We start from the raw sequence: 7,076 nt of genomic DNA on the forward strand, positions 1-7,076 counted from the left end.
TCAGCCACTTGGTGTATTTTTTTTTTTACTCCTCCGTGGCCCACGCGTACCTCCCCTCGCGCCCCCCCCCTTCCCCACCCCGCCCCCCTCCCGACCCGCCGAGGCCGGCATCGACAGATCCTGTTCCGGCACGCCGCGCTCGCGGCGCAGCGCCTGGGTGAGCGGCGCGGGGTCCGCGCCGAGCAGCTTCGCGTAAGCGCGCACGACGCCTACCGCGAACGTGGTGTCCGGCAGATGGCTGATGTCGCCCGCCTCCAGCTCGCGCAGCTTCGACACCGACACCTTCAGGCGCGCCGAGACGTCCTCGACCGACCAGCCCTTCGCCTCGCGCAGCTGCGCGAGGCGCGCACCGACCACGCCCAGCGTGTCCGGCACGGCCTGCACCGGCGACGGCGCGCCGTCCTGCGCCGTACGGCCTGCGTGGGTCTCTGTCCCGTCTGTCCCGAAGGGGTGCTGCGGCTCGCTCATCCCAAAGTCCTTGCGTCGATTCTTTTCAATCCCGGAACCGGCGGGCGCAGCGCGCCCGGCCCCGATTCGCAGACCGTTTTATAACAAAATGCGCGGCCTCTGTGCCGCTTCCGATCGCTTCTGCAACGTTTCTTGTCAAACTCGCCGATGCCGCCGCGTACCCCCGCGTGACCGCACCCGCGTTGCATCCGGCCCGGGCCCCTCGCCCGCGCCGCCATCCTCAATGCTGCACGGGACGGACTTCGATGATCTTCTGCCCGGCGCGCTGGGTGCGCTCGGCGAGACGCGTACGGTCCTTCACCTCGCCGGCGAGCTGGCCGCAGGCCGCGTCGATATCGTCGCCGCGCGTCTTGCGCACGGTGGTGACGACGCCCGCATCCATCAGAATCTGCGCGAAACGCTTGATCTGCTCGTTTTTCGAACGCAGCAGACCCGACTCCGGGAACGGGTTGAACGGGATCAGATTGAACTTGCACGGCACGTCGCGCGTCACGGCGAGCAACTGGCGTGCGTGCTCTTCCGTATCGTTCACGCCGTCGAGCATGCAGTACTCGAACGTGATGAAGTCGCGCGGCGCCACCTTCAGATAGCGCTGGCACGCGGCCATCAGCTCGCGCAGCGGATACTTGCGGTTGAGCGGCACGAGTTCGTCGCGCAGCGCGTCGTTGGGCGCGTGCAGCGACACCGCGAGCGCCACCGGCAGGTCGGCGCCCAGACGGTCCATCATCGGCACGACGCCGGACGTGGAGAGCGTGACGCGACGGCGCGACAGGCCGTAGGCGTTGTCGTCGAGCATCAGGCGCATGGCGGGCACGACCGCGTCGTAATTGAGCAGCGGCTCGCCCATCCCCATCATCACCACGTTCGTGATGACGCGTTCGCCCTTGCCTTCACCGCCGTTGGCACGGCCGCCGGCCTCGCCGAGCAGCGACGCGCGCAGGGCGAACTCCGCCATGCGCAGCTGACCGATGATCTCTGCGGTGCTCAGATTGCGTGAAAAACCTTGCTTGCCGGTCGAACAAAACCGGCAATTGACCGCGCATCCCGCCTGCGAGGACACACACAGCGTGCCGCGCGTTTCTTCGGGGATGAACACGGTTTCGACCGCGTTGCCATTGCCGACGTCCACGAGCCACTTGCGCGTGCCGTCGGAGGAAACGTTGTCGGAAATGATGTCGGGCATGCCGATACATGCGCGCCCTTTCAGCTTCTCGCGCAGCGATTTGGCCAGATCCGTCATGCCGTCGAAGTCGGCGGCATTGTATTGATGGATCCAGCGCTGAAGCTGTTTGGCGCGAAACGGCTTCTCGCCCAGGCTTTCGCAATAAGCGACAAGCCCTTGGGCGTCGAGATCGAGAAGGTTGACGGTGGAACTGCTCGTCATGTCGAATCCTGCCATTTCAGTGCGAGAGCGCGTGCACCGCCGGTTTCGAGAGAACCCGGCACCGGACGGTGGACGTCATCGCCGTTCGCGACCCTATGCTACTTTGAACTGCCGCTTACTGCTTAACGCGAGTAAACGTTGACTTCCGGGAAGAAGAACGCGATTTCAACGCGTGCCGTTTCCGCTGCGTCCGAACCGTGGACTGCGTTTGCGTCGATGCTGTCTGCGAAGTCGGCGCGGATCGTGCCCTTTTCCGCCTTCTTCGGGTCCGTTGCGCCCATCAGGTCGCGGTGCTTCAGGATCGCGTTTTCGCCTTCCAGAGCCTGGATGACGACCGGACCCGAGATCATGAACTCGACCAGGTCCTTGAAGAACGGACGCTCAGCGTGAACAGCATAGAACTTCTCTGCGTCAGCGCGCGAGAGTTGGACCATGCGCGATGCCACGATCTTCAGGCCAGCGTTTTCGAAGCGGCTGTAGATCTGGCCGATCACGTTCTTTGCCACTGCGTCCGGCTTGATAATCGACAGGGTGCGTTCGATCGCCATAAAAACTCCAGAAAATTAAGAGGTTACAAGTTCAAATGAATCCGCAATTGTAGCATGTTCCCATGTATGATTGCGATTGAACCCTGATTGGCGTGCAAACCGCGCCAATCAGGTGAGCGCAAGGTACAAACACCGTACAAACGCCGCATGGTCGGGCCTTTCAGCGAGGCTTAAGAATGGCGGCTTACGCTGGTGAAACATAACGGAAACTGTGTGGCATCCCGTTGAAACTCTGGGCGGTCGCACCTATCTTACGAGGGAGCGCGCCACGCATTTGCGCGTGCCCTCAATTACGTGAACCACGCGTCTCACGCAAGGAGAAAGCATGAACGAGTCCTACAACTTCGGCCGTGGTGGCAGCGTCACCAGCGCCGAGACCCGCAACCGCGTACTGCGCAACACCTACTGGCTGCTCGCGCTCTCGATGGTCCCAACCGTCATCGGTGCGTGGGTGGGCGTGGCCACGGGCTTCTCGCTTTTCGCCGCCACCAGCCCGGCCATGAGCCTGCTGGCGTTCTTCGCCATCGCTTTCGGCTTCATGTTCGCTATCGAGCGCACCAAGAACAGCTCGGCCGGCGTCTTCGTCCTGCTCGGCTTCACGTTCTTCATGGGCCTGATGCTCTCGCGCCTGCTGTCGTTCATCCTCGGTTTCTCGAACGGCCCGTCGCTCATCATGCTCGCTTTTGGTGGCACCGGCGTGATTTTCGCGGCCATGGCCACGATCGCCACGGTCAGCAAGCGTGATTTTTCGGGCCTCGGCAAGTGGCTGTTCATGGGCGTGGTCGTGATCCTGCTCGCCAGCGTCGCGAACATCTTCCTGCATCTGCCCGCGCTGATGCTCACCGTGTCCGTGCTGGCCATCGTGATCTTCTCGGCGTACATGCTGTTCGACGTGCAGCGCGTCGTGAACGGCGGCGAGACCAACTACATCTCGGCCACGCTCGCGATCTATCTGGACCTGTACAACGTGTTCACGAACCTGCTGGCGATCCTCGGCATCTTCGGCGGCAACCGCAACTAAGCCGCAACCAAGCGGCGCCAGGCGGGCCGGACCTGATCCAGCCCCGGTCGCCGCCCGCGCAAGAAAGCGGCGGCCAACAAAAAAGCCCATGACCTTCGTCATGGGCTTTTTTTCGTCCGGAATCCGGTTCGTTTAGAGCGCCAGCCAGTCGAATCCTTCGTCTTGCGATGCCACCCCGATTTCGGTGGCCGCATTCCCGAGCACGGCGGCCATCGCCGCGCGCACCAGTTCCGGCGTGTTGTTCTGCTGGCTCAGATGCGCCGCGATCAGATGGCGCAGCTTCGAACGGTCGAGCGCGGCGAGAATGTCGTTTGCCGCCTCGTTGTTCAAATGCCCGTGCGAGCCGCTGATGCGCGCCTTGAGCGACGCCGGATAGCGGCTGCCCGCGAGCATGTCGAGGTCGTGGTTGTATTCGAGCACGAGCGCATCGCAACCGCTCAGCACCGTGTTGATGTGCGACGTCGATTCGCCGACGTCGGTCAGCACGCCGAGACGGCTCGCGCCGTCGCTGAAGACGAATTGCAGCGGCTCGCGCGCATCGTGCGGCACCGTATAAGGCCGCACGCCGAGCTCGCCGATTTCGACCGTCTCGTCGCCCCAGAGGATGTTGAGCTCGACATTGGCGTCGTCGGCGCCCACGGCTTGCGCCGTGCCCCAGCTCATGTAGAGCGGGATCGACCAGCGGCGCGCCAGCGTGAGCGCGCTGCCGATGTGGTCGCTGTGTTCGTGCGTGATGAGAATGCCGCTGAGCGTATCGGCGGCGAGGCCCGCGCGTGCGAGCCGCCGCTCGACTTCTTTCGCTGAGAATCCGCAGTCCAGCAGCACGCGCGTGGGCGTCGCGCCGCTGCCTGCTTCTACGACCAGCGCGTTGCCCTCGCTGCCGCTGCCGAGGCTTGCAAAGCGCACGGCGGGATCAGTTCAGCTGGGCGTGCAGCGCGGACACGATGCGCTGGGCGTCCGACGAGGTATCGACCTGACCGCTTTCGTTGAGCACCGCCACCTGCGTGGAGCTGCCGTTCTGACGCACCGCGATCTGGAACTCCGGACCCTGGTTCTTGTTCGCTTTCTTCGGGTTGTAGAAGAGCTTGCCGAACAGGCCGTCGCCCTTCAGTTCCTGCATCGAATCGGCGTAACGCACGTAGTAGATGCCCTTTTCGCGATCGCGATTGTCGACCGTGAAGTTGGTGCGATCGAGCGCGAGGCCCACACGCAGCCAGGCCGTGTCGAACGCTTCAGGCAGATTGAGCGTCGTGCCGTCCGGGCCCGCCGCGACCTTGACCGCGGCCACCGACGGACGCGCATCGGTCAGCAGTTGCTTCGACTGCGCGTCGGTCAGACCGAACTTCTGCATGATCTTGGCGAGGAATTCGGCTTCGAGTGCCGGATCGCGCGGACGCTCGACCCACTTCGAACCCGTCTTGTCCTGGCCCGTGAGCATTTCTTCCATCGCGCTATGCGTGACCGAAATGTCGGTCTGGCCGTCCGGACCGCGCGACACCAGCGTGCGGAAGCGGTCGCGCGTGCCCGACGAGTACGCGAAATCGATCACGCGGCCGATCGTGCGGCGGAACCAGTCGTCCGGAATGTTGGCGCGGTTTTCCGCCCAGTCCGTGGTCATGATGCCGGTGTTGGGCGAATCGGTCGTCAGCGTGAAGCCGTTATCGCTCCAGAATTCCTGCAGTTGCGGCCAGACGTCGTCCGGCGTGCGGCCGTCGACCACGAGCCAGCGGCGGTCGCCGTCGCGCTCGACGTGCATGCCGAGCGGATCTTGCGCGCTCGGCACGCCGAGCACGGCGTTGCCCTGCGGCGTGACGGTGCGCTGCGCGGCGCCGCCGAGCGCCACCGTGGCGGGCGGTGCGACATAGCGCTGATCGCCCGGCGCCGAGGACAGATCCTTCGGCACGGCCAGCGGCGGCGCGCTCGACGTGTCCTTGTAGTTGACGCGATCGGACGCGAACATGTCGTTCAGCGACTCGCAGCCTGCGAGCGAGCCGAGTGCGAGCGCCAGCACCGCCATGCGGGTTGCGTGGAGGGAAAAAGCGGAACGTTTCATGTGGACCTTCGTGATACCAGGAACGCTAAGCCTCGGTCTGCCAGAAAACTGTCAGCGCTTGGGCGATGGCGACGTCGATTGAAAATTCGGCGGCTTGGCTGTCGATCAGCCCAGCAAACCGGCTTCGCGCAATGCCGTGCGCACCACGTCGTGGTAGCGCGCGTCGAGCGGCGTGAGCGGCAGTCGGATACCGCTTTCGATGCGGCCGAGTTCCTGCAGCGCCCACTTCACCGGAATCGGATTCGATTCGATGAACAGGTTCTTGTGCAGCGACAACAGCTTCAAATGGATCTCGCGCGCGGTCTTCACGTCGCCGGCGATGGCGGCCTTGCACAGGTCGCTCATCTGGCGCGGCGCGACGTTGGCCGTCACCGAGATATTGCCGTGGCCGCCCAGCAGCATCAGGGCGATCGCGGTAGGATCGTCGCCGCTGAAAATCTTGAAGCCTTCCGGCGCGTGCTTGATCAGGTGCGCCGCGCGGTCGATGTTGCCCGTGGCTTCCTTCACACCGACGATGCCCGGCACCTGCGCGAGGCGCAGGATGGTCTCGTTCGTCATGTCGGCGACGGTGCGGCCCGGCACGTTGTACAGGACGACCGGCAGATCGACCGTCTCCGCGATCTTCGCGAAGTGGCGATACATGCCTTCCTGGGTCGGCTTGTTGTAGTACGGCACGACCTGGAGCGTCGCCTGCGCGCCCACGTCCTTCGCGTGCTTCGAGAGCTCGATGGCTTCGGCGGTCGAATTGCCGCCCGCGCCGGCGATGATCGGCATGCGGCCCGCGGCGTGTTCGACGGCCGTCTTGACCATCAGGATGTGCTCTTCGACGTCCAGCGTGGCGGACTCGCCGCTCGTGCCGACCACGACGAGACCATCGGTCCCCTCTTCCACGTGCCAGTCGACCAGTTTGCGGAATGCCGGCAGGTCGAGACTGCCGTCTTCGTGCATGGGAGTGACGATCGCGGGAATGCTGCCGCCGAGCGTAATGCCGTCCTGAGTGCCGTTAGCCATTGAAACGTCAGAAAAATGAGTACGTTAAACCGCGATTGTAGCGGATTAGCCGGTCAGATCGTAACGCGGTACGGGTAGTACCTGAGTCGCAGGCCCGTTACCGGAATTTTCGGCCTGATTTGCGTCCGACCCCGAGCGCGGCGCAGCGGAAGATTTTTCCGCCTCGCGCACCGCGCAGATCCGCTGAACGAACGCCTCACGCGGTTGTGAGAGGAATCCGTCTTCGTAGGCGACGACGCGCAGCGTCGGCGCGCAGACCGCCAACAGCTCTCCCGCCGCCAGCAGGAACGCGGGATTCGACGGTTTTCCGACCGTCTCGTTCCCTTGCGCGAAAGTTTCGTAAATAAGTACGCCGCCGGGCGCGAGCGCATCGATGAGGTGCGCCATCAGCGGACGATGCAGATAATTCGTGACGACGACGCCGGCGAAGCGCGTATCGGCGGGCAACGGCCAGGGCGCGCCTTCGAGGTCGCACTCTAATGTGCCGATGCCGGGAATCTCGCGCATCGTGGCGAGCGCCGCGCCGTCGCGATCGAGCGCGGCCACCGGATGGCCGCGCTGCGCGAACCAGCGCGCGTGCCGCCCCGCACC

At 64.4% G+C, this 7,076-nt stretch carries 7 protein-coding genes and 1 pseudogene; 1 reads left to right on the forward strand and 7 read right to left on the reverse strand.

The genetic code is table 11. The annotated features are described in order from the left end of the window. Window positions 1–87: 87 nt before the first annotated feature. The 3 genes and pseudogenes from G3N97_RS34740 to ndk all read right to left on the reverse strand — a co-directional run. Window positions 88–468: pseudogene (locus G3N97_RS34740) on the reverse strand (helix-turn-helix transcriptional regulator); the annotation flags it as partial. A 220-nt stretch (window positions 469–688) separates the two neighbouring features. Further along, window positions 689–1,852: a 23S rRNA (adenine(2503)-C(2))-methyltransferase RlmN gene (gene rlmN / locus G3N97_RS34745; RefSeq protein ID WP_205997379.1), complete on the reverse strand. Its 1,164-nt coding sequence runs from the start codon at window positions 1,850–1,852 to the stop codon at window positions 689–691. A 122-nt stretch (window positions 1,853–1,974) separates the two neighbouring features. After that, window positions 1,975–2,400: a nucleoside-diphosphate kinase gene (gene ndk, locus G3N97_RS34750; protein ID WP_027814909.1), complete on the reverse strand. Its 426-nt coding sequence runs from the start codon at window positions 2,398–2,400 to the stop codon at window positions 1,975–1,977. A 325-nt stretch (window positions 2,401–2,725) separates the two neighbouring features. Here ndk and G3N97_RS34755 point away from each other — a divergent pair, with 325 nt between their 5' ends. Then, on the forward strand, window positions 2,726–3,421 hold the full coding sequence (locus tag G3N97_RS34755; RefSeq protein WP_065060240.1) for a Bax inhibitor-1/YccA family protein: 696 nt from the start codon (window positions 2,726–2,728) through the stop codon (window positions 3,419–3,421). Window positions 3,422–3,553: 132 nt separating this feature from the next. Here G3N97_RS34755 and G3N97_RS34760 read toward each other — a convergent pair whose 3' ends face one another. The 4 genes from G3N97_RS34760 to G3N97_RS34775 all read right to left on the reverse strand — a co-directional run. Further along, a complete protein-coding gene (locus G3N97_RS34760; protein WP_205997380.1) occupies window positions 3,554–4,327 on the reverse strand; it encodes an MBL fold metallo-hydrolase in 774 nt (257 codons plus the stop codon). A gap of 7 nt (window positions 4,328–4,334) precedes the next feature. Further along, window positions 4,335–5,474 carry an outer membrane protein assembly factor BamC gene (bamC, locus tag G3N97_RS34765; protein ID WP_205997381.1) on the reverse strand — a complete coding sequence of 380 codons (1,140 nt, stop codon included), beginning with the start codon at window positions 5,472–5,474 and terminating at the stop codon, window positions 4,335–4,337. Between the two features lie 105 nt (window positions 5,475–5,579). Further along, window positions 5,580–6,485: a 4-hydroxy-tetrahydrodipicolinate synthase gene (gene dapA / locus G3N97_RS34770; protein WP_065060243.1), complete on the reverse strand. Its 906-nt coding sequence runs from the start codon at window positions 6,483–6,485 to the stop codon at window positions 5,580–5,582. 45 nt (window positions 6,486–6,530) lie between these two features. Then, a partial coding sequence (locus G3N97_RS34775; protein WP_205997382.1) for a class I SAM-dependent methyltransferase occupies window positions 6,531–7,076 on the reverse strand: 546 nt, incomplete at its 5' end.

Source organism: Paraburkholderia sp. Ac-20347, assembly GCF_017104805.1.
Lineage (GTDB): Bacteria > Pseudomonadota > Gammaproteobacteria > Burkholderiales > Burkholderiaceae > Paraburkholderia > Paraburkholderia tropica.

Bases quoted from the DNA above. Each gene is read 5' to 3' on its own strand.
- rlmN (WP_205997379.1), bottom strand. From the start codon at position 1,852: ATGACGAGCAGTTCCACCGTCAACCTTCTCGATCTCGACGCCCAAGGG.
- ndk (WP_027814909.1), bottom strand. From the start codon at position 2,400: ATGGCGATCGAACGCACCCTGTCGATTATCAAGCCGGACGCAGTGGCA.
- G3N97_RS34755 (WP_065060240.1), top strand. From the start codon at position 2,726: ATGAACGAGTCCTACAACTTCGGCCGTGGTGGCAGCGTCACCAGCGCC.
- bamC (WP_205997381.1), bottom strand. From the start codon at position 5,474: ATGAAACGTTCCGCTTTTTCCCTCCACGCAACCCGCATGGCGGTGCTG.
- dapA (WP_065060243.1), bottom strand. From the start codon at position 6,485: ATGGCTAACGGCACTCAGGACGGCATTACGCTCGGCGGCAGCATTCCC.